The following is a 19,687-nucleotide window of genomic DNA, read 5'->3' as shown; positions in this document are numbered from 1 at the left end:
CGAATCGCGCTCTGTGGACAAGCCCGGGACGCGTGCGAAAACTGTGGACAACCCGGCCTCAACCACCCCTGAACGAGACCCACCCCAGCGCGAGGCTCACCTCTGTACGGGACTTCACCCCTGCGCGGAGCTCACCTCTGTACGGGGCTTCACCCCTGCGCGGAGCTCACCTCTGTACGGGGCTTCACCCCTGCGCGGTGTTCACCTCTGTATGGGGCTTCACCCCTGCGCGAGGAGAAGAAGGCGGATCAACCGCGCAGACCTCGCATGGCTGAATAGAACTCGTTATAGCGGGTCAGCTCCCGCTCCACCGGCTCGATCACCATGCTCTCGGCGACACCGGCGACCCTGCGGCGCATCTCGCGCTCCAGCGCGTCACGCTCGTTGCCCGCGCCGAGCACGACGAAATTGCGGCTGGCCATCGCGGTGAGCAGGCCGAGCCCCAGGACGGAGAAGATCATCAATCCGACCCATGGCAGCGAGGCGGCGTCGCCGAACACCTCCAGCCCCTCCGGCGGGCTCCCTGCGCCGAACACTCCGTAGGTGAGAGCCGTACCGACCCAGGCCAGGCCCGCGACGAAGAGCAGGACCAGGAAGTACTGCCAGACCAGAAGCAACCGCCACCAGCCTGGAACCCTGTCCAGCCGCGGCGCGACCTCCGACAGCTCCTCGGAGAGCACCTCCGGGAGCTGCGAGGAGCGGGAACGCGCGGCGTCCCTGATCCCGTTCTGCCACGCCTCGTGCATCCCCGAGCTCAGGCCGTCGGTGAGTGCCTGGACGGCGGCCTCCACCTCGGCGGGCTGCGCGCTCACCGAACCGCCGGTCAGGCCGTGGATCTCGTCTCGCAGATCGCCCAGACGCAGGCTGTTCAGCGGGTCGGGACGGAGCTTGGCGGCCCAGCGGGTGTAGGGCCAGCCGACCCACTCGCCGGACCTCGCGGCGTACACGTTCTCCATCGCCTCGCCGACCGCGGGAACGCCGACCGCGTCGCAGAGGGCGTCGGTGAGACCGATCCTGCGGGCGTCGTCGATGGAGGAGGGCGGAGCGGACGCGCCGTCAACGGGCATGATCTTCGTGAGACGGAGCGTCAGCCGGCCGAGGTCGGCCTCCAGCCGCTGGGTCGCGGCCCTGCGCTTGGAAACGGTCTCGGCGAGGACGCCCTTGAGGTTGTCGACGCCCCGGCCCGTGATCGCCGAGGTGGTGACGATCACGGGGTCCTCGACCCCCTCGCGGCGGAGCAGGCCGTCCAGGTCCGCCACGCACTCGGCCAGTTCCTCCCGGTCGAGCCGGTCGGCCTGGTTGAGCACGAAGATCGTCACTGCCTCGTGCCCGGCCAGATCGGTCACGTAGCGCCGGTGCGTGGAGGCGTCGGCGTACTTCTGCGGGTCGAGCACCCACACGACGAGGTCGGCGACCTGGATCAGCCGGTCGGCCTCGGTGTCGGTCAGCGCCCGGATGGAGTCGTGGTCGGGCAGGTCGAGCAGGATCAGCCCGTGGAGCTGGCTCTCGCCCCGGTCCAGGGCGCTGGCCCGCGCGAAGCGGTGCCGCCACTGGATCTGCAACCAGTCGAGCAGCGGGCCGGCGCCGTCCAGACCCCAGACGCAGGCGTGCGTACGGGCCGTGGTCGGGCGGCGTACCCCTGTCGGCGACAGCTCCAGGCCGGAGATCGAGTTGAACAGTGTCGACTTGCCGCTGCCCGTACCCCCCGCGAGCGCGACCACGGTGTGGTCGGAGGAGAGCTTGAGCCTGTCACCGGCGCGAAGCAGCAGCTGACCCGAGTCGGCGAGGAGCTTGGGCTCGACCTTGCCCGGCCCCAGCTCCACGATCCGAGCCAGCGCGGCGAGCCTGCTGCCGAGACCCTGGCGTGACTGGGTGGTGCCAACACTCATCGGGCGACCTCAAGGTTGTACGTTGCCTGGTAAAGGCGGGTGGCGGCGGATTCGTCAGGTATGCCCGCACCGTCGAGAGCCTGGGTGTAACGCGCCATCTCGTCGTCGAAGAGCATGCCGATCCGGGCCCGGAGATCGCTCCGGGCCTTCACGCCGATGTTGCGCAGCGACTCCGCGCCGAGCAGCGCGTGCACCAGCCGTTGCGGCAGCGCCCCGGTGCCGTTCTGCGCGTCCGAGGAGCCGTAACCGAACAGCCCGATGGTCAGGATCAGCGACAGGGACTCGACGTCGAACGAGATCACCCTGGCCACCGACCGCTTGGTCACCCCCTCGGTGCGTATCAGCTCGATGATGTGCTCCTGCCAGGCCGCTATGGTCCGGCCGGTCCTGCGCAGGAGCTCGTCGGACGCGCGGCCGAGGCCGGGTGCCGACGCCAGGGCCTCCTGCGCGCCCGGACGGTTCAGCCAGCGCGAGGCGGCCTCCTCCGCGGCCCGGTGCGCCGCCGAGACGACCACCGACTCCAGCCCCGCCCGCAGCGCGGACTTCAGGGCGCTGAGCCGCTCGGGCGCCTGCTGGCCCGCCTTGCCGCCGAAACGGCTCGGCCTGCGCAGGTGGAGGGTGCGCATGAGGTCGCCGGACCCGGCGAAGTCCTGCCAGCGGGCGAGCACCTCGCCCCGGAGCAGCGAACCGTCGCCGGTGCTCTTGTCGATCTCGGCCAGCGCGCGGGCGTAGGCGCCGTCCACGTCACCGCGAAGGTCCCTGCGGAAGGCGACCTGGATCTCCAGTTGCTTGGCCAGCGCGGGGACACGGGTGCGGAAGCTGTTCAGCACTCCGTCCAGGGTCGCCCGTACGGCCTGCGCGCGGCGCCGGTCGTCGACCGACAGCTCGGTCAACCAGAGACGCAGCTCGCTCACCTCGTGATCGGGAAGCATCCCGTCGGTGACCTTGCTCTCGTTGATGACGAACCGGTCGACCTCGCCGAGGCCGTACTCGGTGAGCATCCTGACGAAGTGCTTGCTGATCACTTCTTGGGACCTGGGCGGAACCCGGGAGAGCACGATGGCCAGGCGGGCTCCGCGCTCCTTGGCCAGGCGGAGCAGTCGCCAGGCCGGAGCGTCGGCGTACCGGGCGGCGGTGGTGACGAAGATCCACAGGTCGGCCGCGTCGAGCATGCGGTGGGCGATCTCGTGGTGCTCCTCGACGACCGAGTCGATGTCCGGCGTGTCGAGCAGTGCCACGCCGGGGGGAAGGCGCTCGGTGGAGACGAGCACGAGGCCTCCGGAGGCACCCTCGGGATCGGGCTCGCTGAGCCGCCGGAGGCTGCCGAGCAGGTCACCCTCGGCGAACCACTCGTGGTCGTCGGGGTGGCAGGCCAGAACGGGCGTGCCGGTCGTCGGGCGGCGCACGCCGGTCGCGCTGACCTTGGCGTTGGCCAGGGTGTTGAGGAGCGTGGACTTGCCCGCGCCGGTGGAGCCCGCGACCACGACGAGGGCGGGCGCCGTGCTCGTGTGGACGCGAGGGATCACGTAGTCGTCGAGCTGGGCCAGGATCTCGCTCTGGACCCGCCTGGCCTCGTCCGCGCCGGGGAGGTCCAGGCCGAAGCTGAGGTCGGTGACACCGGTGCGTACGGCGGTGAGCGCGCTGCTCAGCGCCTCGGAGACGGCCTCGGGGAGGGGGGTCTCCCGCGTCCGGCCGCCCGGCGACCCCGCGTCCTTCCCGTCCGGGACCTCGTCGTCCTCGTCCTGGGTCTCGTCGTCCTCGCCGCGGACCCTCTCGTTCTCGGCCTCCGTGCCGCCGTCGGCGGTTCCGGTCTCGTCCCGGACCTCGCCACCGGCCGTGTCGTCGTCCTCGTCGTCGTCCTCGTCGTCGCTCTCGTTCTCGCCCCGCGCCTCGTCAGCGCGCTCGGAGGAGTCGGCGGGCTCGACCTCACTCGCGGTCTGGCGGCCGGTGGCACCGGTGCCGTCGGTACCGGCATCGCGGCGGACCTCACCGCCGCTCTCGGCCTCGTCGTCGATACCGGCGGGATCGGCGTCGTGCCCGGCCTCGGCGCCGGTCTGGCCGCTCCGCGAGGCGTTGTCACCGGCCTGCGAGGCCATGTCACCTGCCTCGGCGTCACCGGCCTCGACGTCAACGATCTCGGCCTCAACGGTCTCGGCACCGCGGCGGGTCCTGCCGTCGTCATCGATCTCAGCGGTCCCGTCCTCGTCCTGGGACGCGAGAACGCCACCGCTGTCGCTCCGGGCGCCGCCGGCGCCCTCGGAACCGGACCGGGGAGCGTCGTCGGCCCGCGAGGCGTCGCCGGTCCTGCCGCCCTCTCCGGTGGTCAGGGGCCGCTGCCCGGCCTCGCCCTCGACCTGGCCGGTGCCCGGCGTGCCGCCGCCGCTCTCCGCGCCGTCCTCGGACTCGTCGCGTCGCTCCTGCGGGGTCGTGCCGAGGATGACGATCTCATCCCGCTCCTCCCCGGCCCTGCTCGCGCGAAGGGGCGGGGCGCCTTCGGCGTGGGACCGCTCGTCCTCGCCACCGGGAACGCCGCTCTCGAACCGGGGGGAGGAACCCTCGTCGGCCGTACGGGAGGCGTCGGCGCCTTCTCTGGAGGCGGGACTCGGTGCCTCCCGAGGGGCGGGGCTCGGTGCCTCCCGAGGGGCGGGGCTCGGGGTGTCGCTTCCGGCGGCGCCGGGCGGGGGGACGGCGGGGCCGCCGGTACGAGGGACACTCGGCGGAACAGGGGCGCCCGGGCGGAAAAGAGCACCGGGCGCGGCCCCGGCGGTGTCACCGTCTTGGGGAGCGTTCGAAGAGGCAGGAGTCCCCGGGCGGAAGGCCGCACCGGGGATGGCGGCCGGGGAGGCAAGAGCACCGGAGGCACCGGAGGAAGGCCTGACAGGAGCGCCGGGAGCACTGGAGGAGGGCATGGCGGGGCCGCCGGTGCGAGGAACGCTCGGCGGGACAGGGGCGCCCGGGCGGAAAAGAGCACCGGGGGCGCCGGGGGCGGCGTCCTCACGTGAGGCGCCCGGAGGAGCCCCCGCGGGAGCACCCTGCCCTCGGGAAACGCCCGGAGGAGCCGTGGGGGCACCTCCTCGAGGAACACCCGGCGAGGCCGGGACACCGTGAGAGGCAGGGGCGCCGGGACCGGAGACGGCACCGGGCGAGGCGGGCGCACCTCCACGGGAGGCGTTCGGCGGGACGGGGGCACCCCCGCGCGAGGCGCTCGGCGAGGCGGGCGCGCCCCCGCGGGCACCCGGGGAGGTGGGAGCGCCCTGACCGGGGGCCGCACCGGGCGAGGCGGGCGCACCTCCGCGCGAGGCGCTCGGCGAGGCGGGTGTGCCCCTGCCGGGTGCCGCGCCGGGTGGAGCCGCGGCGGGGCCGCCCCGTGAGGGGCCCGCCGGACGACCGCCCTGGACGCGCGGGGAGGTGGGGTTGGGAGCCGCTTCACGAGAGGTGGTGATGGCTTCGATCTTGGCCTGGGCAGCGGCGGCGGCGGCACGGAAGGCCGCCATCGCCTCCTCGGAGGCGGGCGGGGAGGCAGGATCGCTCGCCCCGGTCTGGGGCGCGGAACCGGCGGAACCACCTGGCCGGCCTGGCCCGGCGGGGCCCGCCGTTCTGCCCGCGGGCGTGGCGGGACCGGTCATGCCACCCGGGGCCGCGGGCCCCGCAGCCCGGCCCCAAGGCGCGGCGGGACCGCCGGCCGCTCCGGGAGCGGCCGTCCCGGGCTGGGTCCCGGGGGACTGTCCGCGTGCGCGGATGGAGGCCGCGTCGTCGTCGGCGCGGATGGCGCCGAAGGTCACCGTCTGCTCGCCGGGGGATTCCTTGTCATCCGACGAGGTGTCGTCGGGTGGCTCCTGGGGGGTGCCGGCAAGGCGAGGGTCACGGCCACCACCCGAGTGGGGGGGCCTGTTGGACGCCGATTTCACGGTACTCGCTCCGCTCGAACCATCTCGACCTCCTGGCCGACCTTCACGACATCGCCGACGATCACGATCGCAGGTGGCCGGATCCCAGCCGCGCTCACGCGCTCCGCCACGGTGGATAGCGTGGCGTAAAGAGCGCGTTGGGTCGGAAGAGTACCGTCCTGTACCACCATTACGGGAGTTTCCGGCGAACGTCCGTCATGGATCAGCGTTTCGGCGATCACTCCGATCCGTTCGACCGCCATCATAAGCACCAGCGTGCCGCCGGATCTGGCCAAATTGGGCCAGTCGACGGTGGATCTCTCGTCGCCCGGCGGAACATGTACGGAGATCACGTGGAATTCCTGGCTCACCCCGCGATGCGTCACGGGCACGTTGACGGCGGCGGGCACCGCGACCGGGCTGGTGATGCCGGGAACCACGATGACCGGGATGCCCTCGCGGGCGCAGGCGAGCATCTCCTCGCCGCCGCGGCCGAAGACGAACGGGTCGCCCCCCTTGAGCCGGACCACGAACTTGCCCTGCCTGGCGTGCTCGACCAGCAGCTCGTTGATCCTCTCCTGGGCCATGTAGCGGCCGTAGGGGATCTTCGCGGCGTCGATCAGCTCGACGTCCGGGGAGAGCTCGTCGAGCAGGGCCTGCGGGGCGAGGCGGTCGGCGATGACCACGTCGGCCTGGGCCAGCAGTTGCCGCCCGCGGACCGTGATCAGGCCGGGGTCGCCGGGCCCGCCGCCGACCAGGGCGACACCCACCGGCTTGCTGCGGTTGCGCCTGGCGTCGACCGTACCGTCCCGGAGGGCTCCGACGACGGCGTCCCTGATCCCGGCGGCGCGGCGGGGATCGCCTCCCGCGGTGATCGCAACGCTGATCTCGTCCACCTTGCCGCTGGCCGGGGTCCAGGCCGCCGAGGCGTCCTTGTCGTCGGCGCGTACGCACCAGATCCGCTTGGCCTCGGCCTCAGCGGCCACCGCGGCGTTCACCGCGCGGTCGTTCGTGCAGGCCTGCACCAGCCAGGCCCCGTCGACGTCGCCGACCTGGTAGCGCCTGGTCTCCCAGGTCACCCGGCCTGTCGCGATGAGGTCGTCGAGGGCGTGCGTGACGCTCGTCGAGACGATGGTGACCAGGGCGCCCGCGTCGAGCAGCGCCGGCACCCGCCGCTGGGCGACGCGTCCTCCACCCACGACGAGCACTCGCCGCCCGGAGAGGCGCAAGCCAAGCAGGTAGGGCGACATGGCGACAGATCTCCCGTTCGCGAGGAATTGTGAAGCATGGCGTGCTAGGAGGTAAACCTACCGGCTAACAGCGCCCTCTTCGCTGCTCCCGTGTTAACAGCTGTCAAGAAAGAGCTGACCGCTGTCAACCTGCCGGCTCAAGACTTCCGTAGATCAGGCTTCCTTGTCCGTCACACCGGCGGAATCGAAGGTCGCGACCTCGTGCATCACCCTGACCGCCGCGCAGACGAGAGGGTGGGCGAGCAGGCCGCCGGTACCCTCGCCGAGCCGGAGTTCCAGCTCGACCAGGGGGCGCAGCCCGAGGTGGTCCAGGGCGACCACGTGGCCGGGCTCGGCCGAGCGGTGTCCCGCCACGCAGTGGTCGACGACATCGGGGGCGAACGCCGCCGCCGCCAGCGCCGCCGCCCCCGCGATGACACCGTCCAGGATGACCGGTACGCGAAGAGCGGCGCCGGCGAGGACGAACCCGGCGATCGCCGCGTGCTCCAGGCCGCCGACCGCGGCCAGCGTCTCCAGGGCGGACACCCCGGAGACCGGGGCAAGAGTCCCGGAGGCGCCGTTCCACTCGGGCTCCAGGCCGTTCACCCGGAGTGCCTCGCGGACCACCTCGACCTTGCGCGCCAGGGTCTCGTCGTCGACACCGGTGCCCCTGCCGGTCACGACGGCCGCGTCGTGACCGGTGAACGCGCAGATCAGCGCGGCCGAGGCGGTGGTGTTGGCGATGCCCATGTCCCCGGTGACCAGGCAGCGGGCGCCCCCCTCGACAAGGTCGCGGGCCACGGCCATCCCGGCCTCCAGAGCCGCGATCGCCTGCTCGGGGGTCATCGCCGGTCCCCTGGACAGGTCGGCCGTGCCGTACGCGACCTTGCTGATCGTCAGGCCGGGCGCGGGGTCGAGGTCGGCGGCCACACCGACGTCGACGACCGTCACCGAGGCGCCGACCTGGGCCGCGAAGGCGTTGGCCACGGCACCGCCCGCGAGGAAGTTGCCGACCATCTGCAGGGTGACCTCCCGTGGCCACGGGGTCACGCCCCTGGCGTGGACTCCGTGGTCCGCGGCGAAGATCGCCAGAGCCGCGGGAACCGGGAGCGGGGGCGGGCTGACCGCCGCGGCTCCGGCCAGCCGTACCGCCACGTCCTCCAGGGCGCCCAGCGCGCCACGGGGCTTGGTCAGGCGGTCCTGGTGGGCGCGGGCCTCGGCGACGGCCGCCGGATCCGCGGGGCGGATCGCCGCGATGGTCTCCTCAAGGATGGTCATGTGATCAGTCTCCCTTGAGAAGCGGCTTTTCGGAAAAGCGCCGAAAGGCCGCACATGGGCTGCACACGGTCACCGAGGGCGTCCCCACGGGGGGATCACCAGGCGATACCGCTGAGCGCCTCCTCGTAGCGCTCGATGACCACGTCGGCCAGGCCCTCGCAGTCGCCGATGACGTCGGCGCAGCGGACGTCCAGGTTCGAGTGGCCGGCGGCGTAGGCCATGGCCTGCGCCCAGACGCGGTCGAGCAGGCCACCGGCGAACAGCAGGTAGGGAACGACGATCACGCGCTTGGCGCCGAGGCGGCGGCAGCGCTCGATGCCGCCGGGGACGCCGGGCGGGGTGAGGGAGACGAAGGCCGTCTCCACGGTCATGTACTCGTGGGCGTGGGTCTCCCAGAAGAGGCGCGAGACCCGGTGCACGTCGGCGTTCGTCTCGGGACTGGTGGAGCCGTCGCCGACCAGCACCACGGCGGTCTCGCCGATCTCGATGTGCTCGGGCTCCTCGTCGAGCGCCCCGGCGGCGGCCGGGACCAGCCGGAGGCTGGCGACCTCGGCGGCCGCGTCGGCCAGACGCTCGGCGAGCAGCGCGAGGATGCGGGGGTCGGAGCCCAGGGGGCGGCCGTAGTCGCAGGTCAGCATGGGGTGCCTCTCCTGCTCGCGAGCCATCGCGGCGGGGATGTCCGCGCCGAGCCACACGTCGCCGGTGAGGCTCATCGGCTGGGCCACCAGCCGGTGGTGCCCGCGCGCGACCAGGGAGGCGACGGAGTCGCTGAGGCGCGGCCTGGCCCTGGCGATGTAGCCGCCGGAGACGTCCGCGGCAGTCTGGTCCAGGCGACAGCGGAGTCGATGGATGAACCTACCGAATTCAGCAGATCCATTGTCGTCGTGCGAGCCCTGCCCGATGAGCAGCAGCGGCGGTTTCATCAAATTTCTCCAGCGTGGATACCCACGCCTTCAGGCGGGGGAGGAAACGCGGCACGAGGCCACGCCTCTGAACGGAGGGTGTAGCCGTAGCCGTCCGCTCTCTGGAGCAGATGTACATGGCGGTGGCCGATGCCCTGCACGGTGCCGTGCCGGGTGGTGAAATCGAAATTGCCGGTGGAGCGGACCGCGACCCGGCCGGTGTGGACCCCGGCCTTCTTGCCGGTCGGGACGTTCGCCCGGACCAAATCGCCGGTCTGGAAGCCGCGCACGGTCTTGATCCGGGGAAGCCGCAGGCGGGGGAACACGTACTTGTCGGTACAGGTCCGGCAGTAGGTGCCACGCCCGGTCGCCTTGACCACGAGCACCCTGGACGGCCAGTCGATAACGGCTTCCATCGCGCCGACGTGCAGCGCGTCCAAGGTGTGCGACTTCGGGGCGCCGGTGCGGGTGCGGTTCCACTTCGTTCGACCGCCCGAGGCGGTGCTCACGGGCAGAGTCGTGGCGCTCAGCGCCCGCCACAACGCCCACCTGGTCGCGTTGACGGCCGCCGCGTCCCGCAACGGCGCCTTCGTCATCCTGAGAATCTTCGCCAGGAGCGCGGGCTTGGCCTTGAGGAACTCCTGGATGGAGGTGGCGTTCTTGGCCTGGTTGCAGGGGACGCACGCCAGGGTGAGGTTGCCGATGCGCTCGGAGCCGCCCCGGTGATCGAGTTGGATGCCGTAGGTGCCGGTACGAATCCCGTCGCGTTCGGTGAACACGGCGATGCCGGTGTGCTTGGAGCCGGGGTCGATGCCGACCTCGACGCCCTGGATCGTGGAGTCGGCGACGGCACGCCCACGCAGCCGGATGACGAACGGGGTATGCCGGTGGACCACGGCCCGGCCGGAGGCCGGCAGGCGGCGGGCGCGGGCCGGGTGGCACGGATCCAGCGGTTGGCCGTGTGTGTCCAGGACGAACACGACCGGGTGAACCTCACGGTTGGCTCCCTCGGGCGCCGTGGCGCCGTCGGGGTGACGCCGGAGCGGACAGAGGCCGTCCGATCCGATCTCCCCTCGCCCGTGTTCCACGCCGGCTACCGCCGCGAGGCGGTGTCCGCGTCCCGTTTCGTGCCCACCCTCGGGCGTGTCCGCTGACGTGGATTCCAGAGCAGCGGGCTGAGGAAGCACCCGCTGGTGGGTCTGCTGGCCCACATGAAACGTAGTCAATCGAATGCACCTCCTCAATGATCGACTCGGGCTGGTCAACGCGGGACTTCGAAGCGCATCGCTACACCTCAAGCCCTCTCCTTCCGGAGGGGGTCGTTGACGGAAACAGGACTCCAATGACCTTGACCTGGGGTTACGCAGTGGCGACTCGCGACAATATCCGATGACGGCACCACATGGACAGGTAACGGATCGGTAAATTCTGTCTTTTCTCGCGCGGGTGTGACGGGCCGCGAGGATCGGGCCGACGGCGGCGGGCGATGCTCCCTCACCGGCCGGGCCATCTGGATCACACGCCATGGCACGGTAGCCAGGCTCGCGGGATACGTCCAGCACGGCCACGCCGGTGTTTCACGCCCCGCGTACCCCGCCCGGCCCGTTCACCTCTCCCGACCAGGCAGGTCTTCCATCGCGCCGCCCGTGACACGAAAATCCGGCGTGTATCAGGACAGATCCGTTCTGAGCATTCCGAACACCACGATGTCACGCGGTCCGTCCTCCCCCAGCTCGGCGGCGCGCAGCACGCCCTCCCTGACGAAACCGGCCTTCTCCGCGACCCGGAGGGAGGCCGTGTTGGTCAGGTCGGCGCGGAGCTCGATCCTGCGCATCTCGGTCGTCTCGAACACCCAGCGCGCCACGCCGAGCAGGGCCTCGGTGGCGTAGCCCCGGCCCCGGTGCAGCGGGTGCACTCCGTACCCGACCTCGGTGGTCCCGGCGCCCCAGAGGGTCCTGAAGAGGCTGATCGCCCCCACGACCAGTTCCCCGGCCTCCACGGCCAGGTGCACGCCCTGGCCTGAACGGCCCAGCTCGTGCACACCGTGGGAGAGCCACTGGGAGACACCCGACGGATGACCGGGCGCGCCGGGCGGCAGGAACCTGGCACGCGCCTTGATCACCGAGCGGACGCGGGCGGCGTCGGCGGGCCGGAAGGGCCGGATCACGAGCCGGCCGGTCAGGATCGGCGGATCGGGGGTGAAGGCGGTCACGCGCCCTCCTTGCCGGGGACCGGGGGATGTGTGGCCCCAACCTCATCCCAGCGGCCCCTCCCGCGCAAGCGACGCCTGAGCTCAGCGGACGATGACGACCTCCAGCGTGCGCGGACCGTGCACGCCCTCCACCCGGTTCAGCTCGATGTCGCTGGTCGCGGAGGGGCCGCTGATCCAGGTCAGCGGCCTGGAGGGGTCGAGCCTGCCGACGGCCTCCGGGACGCCGGCCACGATCTGCCCGGCCCGTACGACGCACAGGTGGTAGTCCGGGACCAGGGTCAGCGCCCGCCGGCCCTGCCCTGGCCCGGCGTCCAGCACGATGGTGCCGGTCTCCGCGACGGCGACCGCGCACCCGGTGACGACCCCGTCCACCCCGTCCAGCTCGGCCGCGCTCAGCGGGGGGTCGTCGGTGACCGGGGCGTCCGGAACCCACTCCGGCGGCAGGCCGTCCGGGACGATCAGCCGGGTGGCGCCCCGGCGGGCCAGCGCCGCCGCGATCGTCGCGGCCACCTCGGCCGCCTCGACCACGTGCACGACGGCCCGGTAGTCGGCCACACGCTCGGCGAGCAACTCCACCACGCCCTCCGGATCGGCCGGCGGTGACGTGCGGTAGGCCCGGGTGATCTCGACGTCGGGGGCTCCGGCCACGGCGGAGCGGATCCTCGACAGGATCCGCTCCCTGCTGCCCGTGCCGGAGACGCCGCCGGTGCCGGCGGAGGCGCCGCCCGCACCGGACGAGTGTCCGGGTCCGGGCGCCGGGGTGGCCGCTCCGGCGGTCATCGGGCACCTCCGTCGGTACGGTTCCACCAGTCGCGGAAGGACTCGGCGGGGATGTCGGGAATGTCGCGGGTATCGGTCCAGGCCGACAGCGGTCCCGGCAGGCGCCCGGGAACGAATCTGCGCAGGCGGCCGCCGAGCCGCTGGGCGCGTGCCAGCCGCGCGGGGCGGTCGAACACCCACCCGGCGGCACGCATGCCCATGCGCTCGGCACGCGCGTGGCGGACCTTGCCGCGCAGGTGGACCAGGACCTCGGGGATGTCGATCGCGACCGGGCAGGCGTCGAAGCAGGCGCCGCAGAGGGTCGAGGCGTACGGCAGCGACGCGTCCAGCTCCGAGGCGGTCCCGCGCAGCTGCGGGGTGAGGATGGCGCCGATCGGGCCCGGGTAGACCGAGCCGTACGCGTGGCCTCCGGCGCGCTCGTAGACCGGGCAGACGTTGAGGCAGGCGGAACAGCGGATGCAGCGCAGCGCCTGGCGGCCGACCTCGTCGGCCAGCACGTTCGTGCGGCCGTTGTCGAGCAGCACCAGGTGGAACTCCTGGCCCTCGACCGCGCCCGTCCAGGTGGACGTGTAGGGGTTCATCCGCTCGCCGGTGGAGCTCCTGGGCAGCAGCTGGAGGAAGACCTCCAGGTCCCGCCAGCTCGGCAGCAGCTTCTCGATGCCGACCACGCTGATCAGCGTCTCGGGCAGGGTGAGGCACATCCGCCCGTTGCCCTCGGACTCCAGCACCACCAGCGTGCCGGTCTCGGCGATCATGAAGTTGGCGCCGGAGATCGCGACCTTGGTCGACAGGAAGCGCTCGCGCAGGTGGAGCCTGGCGGCCTCGGCGAGGGCGCGGGGCTCGTCGGTCAGGTCCTCGGGCGCCGCGCGGCCCCAGTCGGCCATCTTGTCCTGGAAGATCTCGCGGATCTCCGAGCGGTTGCGGTGGATCGCCGGGACCAGGATGTGCGAGGGCCAGTCGTCCCCGAGCTGGACGATCAGCTCGGCCAGGTCGGTCTCGTACGCGGTGACGCCCTCCTCCAGGAGGGCCTCGTTGAGGCCGATCTCCTGGGTGGCCATCGACTTGACCTTGACCACGCTGGTCTCGCCGGTGGCCTTGACCAGGCCGGCGACGATCCTGTTGGCCTCCTCGGCGTCGGCCGCCCAGTGGACGTGGCCGCCCGCCGCGGTGACGGCCTCCTCCATCCGGAGGAGGTAGCGCTCCAGGTTGCGCAGGGTGTGGTCCTTGATCTCCTTGCCCGCCCGGCGGAGCTCGGCCCAGTCGGGCAGCTCTCCGACCACGGAGGCCCGCCTGCCGCGGATCGTGCGGGTGGCCTTGCGGAGGTTGTATCTGAGCTGCGAGTCCTGCACGGCGACCGCGGCGTTCACCGGGAAGGCGGGCATGCCCAGGAACGTGCCGCTCATCGGGTGGCCTCCGTGGCGGCGAGGATCTCGGCGAGATGCATGATCCGCACGCCGGCGCGCTGGCGCTTCAGAGTTCCGCCGATGTGCATCAGGCAGGAGTTGTCGGCGGCGCACAGCACCTCGGCACCGGTGGTCGCGACGTTGTGCACCTTGTCGGCGCACATGGCCGCGGAGATCGCCGGGTTCTTCACCGCGAAGGTGCCGCCGAAGCCGCAGCACTCGTCGGCTCCGGGGAGCGGGACCAGCTCGAGCCCCCTGACCTGCTCCAGCAGCCGGGTGGGCCGGTCGCCCACCCGGAGGACGCGCATCGAGTGGCACGTCGGGTGGTAGGTCACCCGGTGCGGGAAGTAGGCGCCGACGTCGGTGACACCGAGGACGTCGACGAGGAACTCGGAGAGGTCGTGGACCTTGGGCGCCAGCTCGGCCACCTCGGCGGCGAAGGAACCGGGCGCCTCCCCGGCCGCGGCGGTCCCGGTGATCAGGCCCCCGGGGGTGCCGGACCCGGCCATGGCGGGGGTGGCGGAAGTGCGGGTGGCGGAGGTGCGGGCGAGCCGCGGGTACTGCTCGCGGACCATCGCGGCGCACGATCCCGACGGCGCGACGACCGCGTCGTACCCGGCGAAGACGTCCACGAAGTGCCGCGCGAGCCGCCTGCCTTCCTCGGGGTATCCCGTGTTGACGTGCATCTGGCCGCAGCAGGTCTGCGCCCGCGGGAACTCGACATCACATCCGAGGCGGCGCAGCAGCGTGACGACCGCCCGCCCGGTGCCGGGAAACAGTGTGTCGTTCACGCAGGTGATGAAGAGGGCGACGCGCACGGCACTCCTTCCTTTCAATGGTCCGACCACAGTATGGTCTGACCACATTTCCCCACAAGAGGAGGTCCTCTTGAGCGGTTGGCAGCCGGTCCGGCGCACCCGGGCGTTCGAGGACGTGATCGCCCAGATCGAGCGGCGCATCGCGGGTGACGGGCTCCGGGTCGGGGACCGCCTTCCCGGCGAGCGTCAGCTCGCCGAGCAGCTGCGGGTGAGCCGGTCGTCGGTACGCGAGGCGATGCGGGTGCTGGAGACCCTGGGGGTGGTGTCGTCACAGGTCGGACGGGGTCCGGACGCGGGGGCCTTCCTCATCTCCAGGCCCGCCGAGGCACTGAGCGACCTGCTGAGGCTCCACCTCGGGTTGTCGAACCTGTCACTGGAGGAGGTCGTCGACGCCCGGCTGATGATCGAGAAGTGGTCGGCCGCGCACGCCGCCGCCCACGGGGCCGACCTGTCGGCCCTCACCGCCGCGCTGGAGCGCATGGACGCCACGACGACGGCCGAGGAGTTCGTCGAGCACGACACGGCCTTCCACGTGGCCATCGCCGAGGCGTCGGGCAACAGGCTGACCACCGCCATGATGCTCTCCCTGCGCGACTCGCTCCGCCGCTACGCGGTCGAGGCGGTCGAGCGCCTCGGCGGCACGGCCGGGCTCATGGCCGACCACCGCCGGATCCACCGGGCCATCGCCGCCGGGGACGCGGCGGAGGCCTCGGCCGCCGTCGAGGACCACCTGCGGCGGGCCTACCCCGGCATCTCACGTCCCCCAGGGGCTGAGGACGACGAGGGGCTTGAAGGGCAGCAGGGGCGGAGTGACCGAGTCGGCTGAGCGGCAGGTGGCGCCCGAGCAGGAGACCAGGGCGTCGAGCTGCCGGTTGAACTCGGCGATCACGGGGAGCGGCGTCTCGGCGGCGAGGTTGCGGAGCTGGTAGGGATCCCTGAGGAGGTCGTAGATCTGGTACTCGCCGGTGGAGTAGCGGACGAAGGTGTGCTGGGCGGTCCGCATCCCCTGGTACGCCGGGACCGGGGTCTGGCGGGCCGAGCTCGGGCTGGTCGGGCGGTAGAACTCCAGCAGCACGTTCTGGCGCCACGAGGGAGGTCTCTCGCCCCGCAGCAGCGGCAGCAGGGAGCGGCCCTCGGCGAAGTCGGGGAGCGTGGCCCCGGCGAGCTGGGCGAACGTCGGGGCCAGGTCGATGCTCGCGGCCATGTCCCCGACGACGCGGCCCGCCTGCACACCGGGCCCCCTGACCAGCAGCGGCACCTTGATCGCCTCGTCGAAGGGCGTGGTCTTGCCGTGGGGAAGCCGGTGCTGGCCCAGGTGGAACCCGTTATCGGAGGCGAAAAAGATATACGTTTCATCCAGCTTGCCGGAGGCCCTGAGAGATTCGACGAGGGTGCCCACCATGTCGTCCACGCCGAGCATCGCCCGGAGCCGGTCCCGGTAGTGCCGGTCGATTCTGCGGATCTTCGAGGCGTCGAGCGGCGGGAGCGACCTGAGCCAGAGCGGCTCGGCGCTGACGTCGGGCTGGTTGAAGGACGGGGTGCGCGGGGCCACCACCCCGGCGAAGGCGGCCTGGTGCCGGGGGGCGTAGTTGGCCGGGTTGTGCGGGGCGACCGGGGCGAGGTAGAGGAAGAACGGATCCTGGCTGGGCTGGGAGACGAACGCCGCCGCCTTCGCGCTGAGCACGTCGGTCAGGTAGTCCTGCGGCGCGAAGCCGTAGTCGCGCAGCATGCCGTTCTCGTTGAGCGTGTAGCCGTACTCCTCGTACAGCCTGCGCACCGGTACGTCCCACTCGTCCCAGCCCGGAGGCACGTGGGTGGCGGAGGTGGCGCCGCCGGGATAGTGGTTGAGGTATTTGCCCATCAGCCCGGTGCGGTATCCGGCCGACTTCATCCACGTCGCGATGTTGGAGCGTTCCAGACCTGATGTGTAGTACTTGGTGAAGCCCCCCTCGGGGGCGGTGTTGGTGTACACGCCGTGGCTGTGCACGTACTGGCACCGCATGATCGACGCGCGCGAGGGGCAGCACCAGGAGTTGGGCACGAAGAACCTGTCGAAGCTGGTGCCGCCCTGGGCGAGCAGGCTCCAGATATTGGGAAATTTCTGCAGATCACCCGCGTCCAGGTCGTCGACGAGGATCAGCACGACGTTGGGCCGTCCCGCCGCGTGCGCCACGGCCGGGATCGTTCCGATCGCGGCGAGGGCGAGGAGCGAGATCAGGGAGAGGAGTTTGCGAGCGGCATTGAGCACATGTGCACGCTTCCCGGAAGACCGAATTTCGACACCTCACACTCGACCGACCAATGTAGAACGTGTTCTAATTGCGGAGCCCGTCCGGCGTCACGTCGCGAGGAGACCCCGTGAGCACCGACCTGAAGCTCGGCCTGAACCTCGGCTACTGGCAACGGAACGCCGACGACGCCACCGAACTCGTCCAGACCGCCGAACGGCTGGGGTACGAGTCCGTCTGGACCGCGGAAGCCTACGGTAGCGACGCCTTCACCCCTCTGGCCTGGTACGGCGCGCGGACGTCCCGCATCAAACTGGGCACATCCGTGGTGCAGATCTCCGCGAGAACCCCGGCGGCGACCGCGATGACCGCGATGACGCTCGATCATCTCACCGGCGGGCGGCTGCTGCTCGGCATCGGCGCGTCGGGGCCCCAGGTCGTCGAGGGGTGGTACGGCACGCCGTTCCCCAAGCCGCTCGCCCGCACCCGCGAGTACGTCGAGATCATGCGCAAGGTGTGGCGCCGCGAGGGGCCGGTGACGAGCGACGGCGAGCACTACCCCCTCCCCTACCCGGGAGGGGCGAACCTCGGCAAGCCGCTGAAGCTGATCACCCGCCCGCTGCGCGCCGAGATCCCCCTCTACCTCGGCGCCGAGGGCCCGAAGAACGTCGCGCTCGCCGCCGAGATCGCCGACGGCTGGCTGCCGCTGTTCGTGTTCCCCGAGAAGATCGAGCGGATGTACGGCCCCTCGCTCGCCGGAACCGGCCCCGGCTTCGACATCGCCGCGATGGTGATGACCGTGATCACCGACGACGTCAGGGCGGCGCTGGACGGGGTGAAGATGATGCTGACCCTCTACATCGGCGGCATGGGGGCCAAGAGCCGCAACTTCCACGCCGACATCATCGGCAGGATGGGCTACGCCGAGGCCGCCGAGGAGATCCAGGCCCTCTACCTGGCCGGACGCAGGGACGAGGCGTTCAACGCGATTCCCGACGAGCTGGCCGACGGCATCTCCCTGGTCGGCCCGGTGGGCCGCATCCGCGAACGCCTGCAGCTGTGGCGCGAGAGCCCGGTGAGCAACCTCCTGGTCATGGGCCCCCGCGACGAGGCGTCCCTGAAGACCGTCAGGGACCTGGTCCTGGGCTGACGGTGAGGATGGAGATGAAGGCCTCCCGGTGAGGTCTGGCTCATGGTCTGGCTGACCGTGGTGTCTTCAACGGGATCTGCCGACCTCGCACCGGGAGGCGCCACTCCTCCCGGTGCGAACCGACGTGAACCGACGTGAACCGGCGTGAAGACCGCCCGCCCCGCCTCTCCGGCGGGGCGGGCGGGGTGTGATCACCCCCGGGCCCCCGGTTCGCCGACCCAGCCGGAGTCCTCGTACGCGACCCGGTGACCGTGGCGGAGCGGGAGCCGCACGGTGCGGTCGGCGACGTGGACCTCCTCGGTGGGCCCCAGATAGGTGAAGGCCAGCAGGCGCGACCCCGACTCGTCGACGACCAGGGTGTAGTGGCCGTCGGCCGTGGTGACGGCGGAACCGGTGCGCCCGAGCGGGTCGAGGACGCCCTTGTCCAGGACGATCCCGGGCTGGGCCGCGAGGACGCGCAGCGTCGCGGCACGCGTGGCCGGGCTCGCGGGTGAGGCGAGCAGGTACCGCGCGGCGTCGAAGACGAAGGCCGGGAACGGCCCGTCCCGGTGCGCCGAGCGGAGCCACCGTTCCAGCTCTCCGGCGTCGCCGGGCAGTTCCCGCACCTCGTCCATGGTCAGTGTCTCGGTGCCGACCCGCCACTTCAGGGAGAGCCGGGAGAAATCCCTGGTGCGTGGCCCCGGCCACAGTGCCGGGGACCCCTTCGCCCTCCATGCCGCCTCCGCGGCCTCGGTGGCGAAGGTGGTCCGGACGTCCTGGTTGGACATGATCCGCCCGGCCCGGCCGTCGTACCAGGTCTCGTCGGTGTGGGCGACGGTCGCACCGGACCCGACGGGTTCGAAGGTCCTGGAGCGCTCGAACCAGTACCGGCCTTGCGGGGAGGTCTCGCGCGCCGCCGTCTCCGCGCCCGCCAGCAGGAACGACCGGGCGTCGATCGTGGCCACCGGCGTGCCGGGCGTGGCGGCCGTGAGGGAGCCGGAGGTCTCGGAGGGCCGTACCGGGGAGGTGCCTGAGGTCGGGTCCGGGGAGGTGTCCGGGGAGGTGTCCGAGGCCGGGTCCGGGGAGGCGATCGCCGCGGTCCTGCCCCCTCCCGGTCCTCGCAGCCCGATCGTCCCCGTCGTGACGGCGGACACCGCCACGGCGGCGGCCAGCCCGACGAGGGCGCCGGTCAGCACGATCCCGGGGGTGAGGCGGGGGCGGGGCAGGAGGCGGGAGGCGTCGGGAAGCACGCGAGGGGACACGGGATCGGACGTGCGATCGGACCGGGACACGGCCGTCGCGAGGGCCCGGGCGAGGTCGGAGTCGCGGCGCCGCCGGTAGGACTCCTCGGTGAGTGCGTCCGGGCGCAGCGCGCGGACACGTTCGTCGACGTCGTTCAAGGCTGCTCCTGCAAGGGGGTGGTCGGGGCGAGGTCGAGTGCCCGGGACAGGCGGCGGCGGGCGCGGTGCAGGCGGACGGTGAAGGCGCGGGCCGAGCAGCCGGCGAGCCTGGCGGCGTCGGCCGGGGCCAGGCCGTACCAGCTGGCCAGGATCACCGCCTCGGCGTCCGGCTCGGACAGGCCGGCGAGCGCCGCGAGAGCCGCCTCGCGCTCGGCGACCTGCTCGGCGACCGGCTCGGTCACGTCACCCGCCGAGGACAGTTCCGCCAGCCGCTCCACCAGCGCCTGCCGTCGCAGCCCGGAACGCCGCTGCCCGCGCAGCAGGTTGCGGGCGACGCCGAGCAGCCAGGGCAGCGGCGTCTCCGGCAGCCGCTCCAGCTGCCGCCAGGCGATCAGGAACGTCTCACTCGCGATGTCCTCGGCCGCCTGCCGCTCGGCACGCAACAGCGCGTAGCCGAGCACGCTGCGATAGTGCCGGTCGTACAGCGCGGTGAATCGCGCTTCTGGATCATCCACACCGAGTAGTGCCTTTC

The 19,687-nt window shown here is 72.0% G+C and carries 15 protein-coding genes; 2 read left to right on the top strand and 13 right to left on the bottom strand.

Annotated elements, in window-relative coordinates:
• Positions 1–248: 248 nt before the first annotated feature.
• From ACTOQ1_RS09515 to ACTOQ1_RS09470, 10 genes are all read right to left on the bottom strand, one after another.
• Positions 249–1,889: a GTP-binding protein gene (locus ACTOQ1_RS09515; RefSeq protein WP_440065895.1), complete on the bottom strand. Its 1,641-nt coding sequence runs from the start codon at positions 1,887–1,889 to the stop codon at positions 249–251.
• Complete coding sequence (locus ACTOQ1_RS09510) at positions 1,886–4,798, bottom strand: GTPase (protein ID WP_440065894.1); 2,913 nt, start codon at positions 4,796–4,798, stop codon at positions 1,886–1,888. The genes ACTOQ1_RS09515 and ACTOQ1_RS09510 overlap by 4 nt, the downstream gene beginning before the upstream one ends.
• A gap of 995 nt (positions 4,799–5,793) precedes the next feature.
• Positions 5,794–7,026, bottom strand: coding sequence for a uroporphyrinogen-III C-methyltransferase (gene cobA / locus ACTOQ1_RS09505; protein WP_440065893.1), 1,233 nt, complete (start codon positions 7,024–7,026; stop codon positions 5,794–5,796).
• A 153-nt stretch (positions 7,027–7,179) separates the two neighbouring features.
• Complete coding sequence (cobT, locus tag ACTOQ1_RS09500; protein ID WP_440065892.1) at positions 7,180–8,283, bottom strand: nicotinate-nucleotide--dimethylbenzimidazole phosphoribosyltransferase; 1,104 nt, start codon at positions 8,281–8,283, stop codon at positions 7,180–7,182.
• 95 nt (positions 8,284–8,378) lie between these two features.
• The gene (locus ACTOQ1_RS09495) at positions 8,379–9,206 is read right to left on the bottom strand and encodes a sirohydrochlorin chelatase (protein ID WP_440065891.1); all 828 of its coding nucleotides are present in this window, start codon (positions 9,204–9,206) and stop codon (positions 8,379–8,381) included.
• The gene (locus tag ACTOQ1_RS09490) at positions 9,206–10,165 is read right to left on the bottom strand and encodes an RRXRR domain-containing protein (RefSeq protein WP_440065890.1); all 960 of its coding nucleotides are present in this window, start codon (positions 10,163–10,165) and stop codon (positions 9,206–9,208) included. The genes ACTOQ1_RS09495 and ACTOQ1_RS09490 overlap by 1 nt, the downstream gene beginning before the upstream one ends.
• Positions 10,166–10,854: 689 nt before the next feature.
• The gene (locus tag ACTOQ1_RS09485; RefSeq protein ID WP_440065889.1) at positions 10,855–11,397 is read right to left on the bottom strand and encodes a GNAT family N-acetyltransferase; all 543 of its coding nucleotides are present in this window, start codon (positions 11,395–11,397) and stop codon (positions 10,855–10,857) included.
• 81 nt (positions 11,398–11,478) lie between these two features.
• Positions 11,479–12,177 (bottom strand): LutC/YkgG family protein, encoded by a 699-nt coding sequence (locus tag ACTOQ1_RS09480; RefSeq protein ID WP_440065888.1) that lies wholly within the window; start codon positions 12,175–12,177, stop codon positions 11,479–11,481.
• The gene (locus ACTOQ1_RS09475) at positions 12,174–13,580 is read right to left on the bottom strand and encodes a lactate utilization protein B (RefSeq protein ID WP_440065887.1); all 1,407 of its coding nucleotides are present in this window, start codon (positions 13,578–13,580) and stop codon (positions 12,174–12,176) included. The genes ACTOQ1_RS09480 and ACTOQ1_RS09475 overlap by 4 nt, the downstream gene beginning before the upstream one ends.
• Positions 13,577–14,398 (bottom strand): (Fe-S)-binding protein, encoded by an 822-nt coding sequence (locus ACTOQ1_RS09470; protein WP_440065886.1) that lies wholly within the window; start codon positions 14,396–14,398, stop codon positions 13,577–13,579. Before ACTOQ1_RS09470 ends, ACTOQ1_RS09475 begins: the two co-directional genes overlap by 4 nt.
• 70 nt (positions 14,399–14,468) lie before the next feature.
• Here ACTOQ1_RS09470 and ACTOQ1_RS09465 point away from each other — a divergent pair, with 70 nt between their 5' ends.
• Positions 14,469–15,224, top strand: coding sequence for a FadR/GntR family transcriptional regulator (locus tag ACTOQ1_RS09465; protein ID WP_440065885.1), 756 nt, complete (start codon positions 14,469–14,471; stop codon positions 15,222–15,224).
• Here ACTOQ1_RS09465 and ACTOQ1_RS09460 read toward each other — a convergent pair.
• The gene (locus ACTOQ1_RS09460) at positions 15,153–16,646 is read right to left on the bottom strand and encodes a sulfatase family protein (RefSeq protein ID WP_440065884.1); all 1,494 of its coding nucleotides are present in this window, start codon (positions 16,644–16,646) and stop codon (positions 15,153–15,155) included. The two genes, ACTOQ1_RS09465 and ACTOQ1_RS09460, sit on opposite strands and share 72 nt — an antisense overlap.
• A 110-nt stretch (positions 16,647–16,756) precedes the next feature.
• Between ACTOQ1_RS09460 and ACTOQ1_RS09455 the strand changes: the two genes are divergently transcribed.
• Positions 16,757–17,776, top strand: a complete 1,020-nt coding sequence (locus ACTOQ1_RS09455) for an LLM class F420-dependent oxidoreductase (protein WP_440065883.1) — start codon at positions 16,757–16,759, stop codon at positions 17,774–17,776.
• A 191-nt stretch (positions 17,777–17,967) separates the two neighbouring features.
• Here ACTOQ1_RS09455 and ACTOQ1_RS09450 read toward each other — a convergent pair whose 3' ends face one another.
• Positions 17,968–19,155 carry a hypothetical protein gene (locus ACTOQ1_RS09450; RefSeq protein WP_440065882.1) on the bottom strand — a complete coding sequence of 396 codons (1,188 nt, stop codon included), beginning with the start codon at positions 19,153–19,155 and terminating at the stop codon, positions 17,968–17,970.
• Positions 19,152–19,670 carry an RNA polymerase sigma factor gene (locus ACTOQ1_RS09445; protein WP_440065881.1) on the bottom strand — a complete coding sequence of 173 codons (519 nt, stop codon included), beginning with the start codon at positions 19,668–19,670 and terminating at the stop codon, positions 19,152–19,154. The genes ACTOQ1_RS09450 and ACTOQ1_RS09445 overlap by 4 nt, the downstream gene beginning before the upstream one ends.
• Positions 19,671–19,687 lie beyond the last annotated feature (17 nt).

The organism is Streptosporangium sp. OZ121 (assembly GCF_051918885.1).
Classification (GTDB): domain Bacteria; phylum Actinomycetota; class Actinomycetes; order Streptosporangiales; family Streptosporangiaceae; genus Streptosporangium.
The sequence above is the reverse complement of the archived record's forward strand: the minus strand, read 5'-3'. Positions and strand labels throughout refer to the sequence as shown.